The sequence below is a fragment of the Rhizobacter sp. P3_C12 genome, assembly GCF_056402735.1.
Genome location: NZ_JBFUGW010000486.1, coordinates 1 through 2,739, shown reverse-complemented (window position 1 = coordinate 2,739; position 2,739 = coordinate 1). Strand labels below are relative to the sequence as shown.

Annotated in this window: 4 protein-coding genes; all 4 read left to right on the top strand. The window is 61.2% G+C overall.

The genetic code is table 11. From position 1 onward, the window contains the following. The coding region (locus AC1DXV_RS33555; protein ID WP_477937883.1) for an SMI1/KNR4 family protein at nt 1-478 on the top strand (478 nt) is incomplete at its 5' end. A 38-nt stretch (nt 479-516) separates the two neighbouring features. Continuing rightward, nucleotides 517-930: a hypothetical protein gene (locus AC1DXV_RS33550; protein WP_477872524.1), complete on the top strand. Its 414-nt coding sequence runs from the start codon at nt 517-519 to the stop codon at nt 928-930. 830 nt (nt 931-1,760) lie between these two features. Next, nucleotides 1,761-2,372, top strand: a complete 612-nt coding sequence (locus AC1DXV_RS33545) for a class I SAM-dependent methyltransferase (protein WP_477872522.1) — start codon at nt 1,761-1,763, stop codon at nt 2,370-2,372. Then, on the top strand, nt 2,369-2,739 hold a 371-nt coding region (locus AC1DXV_RS33540; RefSeq protein ID WP_477937881.1), incomplete at its 3' end, for a hypothetical protein. The genes AC1DXV_RS33545 and AC1DXV_RS33540, both read left to right, overlap by 4 nt.

Below are 2,739 nucleotides of genomic sequence, written 5' to 3'. Positions count from 1 at the left end.
GGCTGCTTCCAAGCGCGATACTGATGTCTCGGCAAGACCAACGAAGGTCACGCCATCTGCCATGCTTTCATCGACTACCGACCGTATGCCATTTGACCTTGCAGCCTCGTTCATAGAAGCAGCCGAACGCGAACTCGCAAGCTCGTTGCCGTCGTCCTACGCCAATGCGATGCGGACGGCCAACGGCGGCGACCTCGATGTGCTCAACGACGACTGGCGGCTGTATCCGATTGCGGATTCGTCCGACCGAAGACGGTTGAGCCGAACGTCAARCCACGCGATCAAGGAGACATCAGCACTTCAGCAGTGGCCGAAGTTTCCGTCGCGCGCGCTGGCCATCGCCGGGAACGGGTCTGGCGACCAACTTTTGATTCTGCGAAACGGTGACGCTTTTGGGGATGCGATTCATCACTGGTCGCATGAAACTGGAATGTTGACCAAAGTCGCGGATGACTTCGCGGACCTGCCAAGAGCTTAGCCACGGTTGGTCGCGTATGACGATGAAGGAACAGAGGGATGTCGCTCAGAATGATCCATCCTGCGACGATCAACTTCATGCGCATGGCATGCCAAAGGCCCGGTATGTACATGCTCGATCRCGACATACGGCAGTTGGAGACGCAACTGTACGGCTTCGATGCCGCACTTGCGGCAACGGGCGCGCTGGGGATCCACGAAGCCTTCAACGCACACTTCACGGAGCTGGTTCGCACAAGTACTGGAGCGAGCGGGTCACAGGGTTGGGCCGCGGCGCTCATAGACACCTTTGGGCCCGGAGGGCCTTCGTTCAACGCATTCTGTGACCTTCTCTGCGACCTGTTTCCAGTTGCCTTTCAGCCTGCAGATTTCGAGCGCGCTCAATGCCCGACGCGCCTTGCAGGCAACCGCTACCAGGAGGTCCGCCGGTCGGTCGACGAAAACAAGCCTTGAGTGGCCGCCTTCCCGCTCAGAAAATACTTTCGCTTGGTGTCGTCGTTTGGAGTGCGTGCTACGAGGTCGAATGCCTGAAGCCGGCCACAACCGGTCTTCAGCAAGGGGCGGCTCTCGGGTAGGCTAGTCAGCATGGATCAAGCATTCACGCTCAAGAATTCGAGGGTCAGAAGATGGCTCGTTGCCGTACTGTCCATCGGCGTCATCCTGCTTGCGCTGCGACCACCCTGCTTCTGGCTGTCAGGCGTCGGCGCTGCTCTCGTGGTGTTGGCGTCAGTGTCAAACTCTGCGCGCACAGGGCAGTGGATGTCGTGGCAGAACGAAGGCTCACTGAACTGGTTCGAGGGGTGGGCCGCTTCGACAGGAGCGCTCTTGGCGGCTCTGCCGCTTGGTGCCGCGATTCTGAGGGCGTGGGTAACAGCTTGAGATCCCCAGTGAGAGCCTCGGCGGTCGTCTTTTCAGCAAGCTGGCGTCAATCACACGTCCCCCGAGATCCAGATGCAAGCAGGGTTCGTGATTGCGAATGTTGGCGCCCCCCTCGGTGGATTCCTGCTGGTGAGAGTCATACCTTCTGGAAGCTGGAGGTTCGCCCGCATCTGGTCGATGAACCGGATCGGCCCTTTGACATCTGCCATTTCCCCGAAGGCTACTGCTACGTGGCGTCCTCGACGCCGATGACCGGTTTCGATCGGGAGGTCACAGGACTGTGCTTCAGGTCAGGGGCGCCTCGCAATCACGATTGAGGTGATCGAGGAGGACCTGGCGCTTGGCTCGTTGGCGATGGCCACGCTCTTGCTCTACGCTCAGGGTGTTGACCACTGGGGAGCGCGATGACGAAGCCGAGCACCACCGCCCTTGACCGCATGCACCAGACTCTCCAATCCTATGAAGGTTCTGCACGTGAGTACGACAAGCTCGTTGACCCGCATCGACCTCCGCACATCCAGAAGGCACTGCGGCGACTAGTCGAGGTCCTGCCGCCCGGAGGACGGGTGCTGGAGATCGGCTCGGGGCCGGGTCGCGATGCGGATGTCCTCGAATCGCTTGGATTGGCGGTCCGGCGCACCGACGCGACCCAGGCCTTCGTCGATCTGATGGTGGAGCGAGGCAAGCATGCCGAGTTGTTGAACGTCGTGACCGACGAACTCGGAGGGCCCTACCATGGCGTGCTCGCCATGGGTGTGTTGATCCATGTCGATCGGAACCAGACCGACGCCGTCCTGCGCAAGATCCACACCGCACTGAGGCCGGGCGGGGCGTTCCTCGCCGCGATGCGCGAGGGCGAAGGCGAGACGACCGGTGAATACCACACCGTGTGCTGGACGCGCGAGCGCTTCACGGAACGGCTCGCCGCGGCCGGCCTCTCGGTCAGTTGGGACGCGGACAGCGTGGGGCGCGACGGCAACAATTGGGTCACCTACCTCGCGCGCCGCGCGCCATGAACTCCCAGGCCTGCTTGAGGCAGCCGGCTGCATGCGACCGGCAGCTTTGTGGCGACGAGATCAGAGCCTCGGATGTCTCTTCCGGGTCGGCCATTGCCTATCAGCTCAGCAAGCGAACGGCTGCTTCCAAGCGCGATACTGATGTCTCGGCAAGACCAACGAAGGTCACGCCATCTGCCATGCTTTCTTCGACTACCGACCGTATGCCATTTGACCTTGCAGCCTCGTTCATAGAAGCAGCCGAACGCGAACTCGCAAGCTCGTTGCCGTCGTCCTACGCCAATGCGATGCGGACGGCCAACGGCGGCGACCTCGATGTGCTCAACGACGACTGGCGGCTGTATCCGATGATTGCGGATTCGTCCGA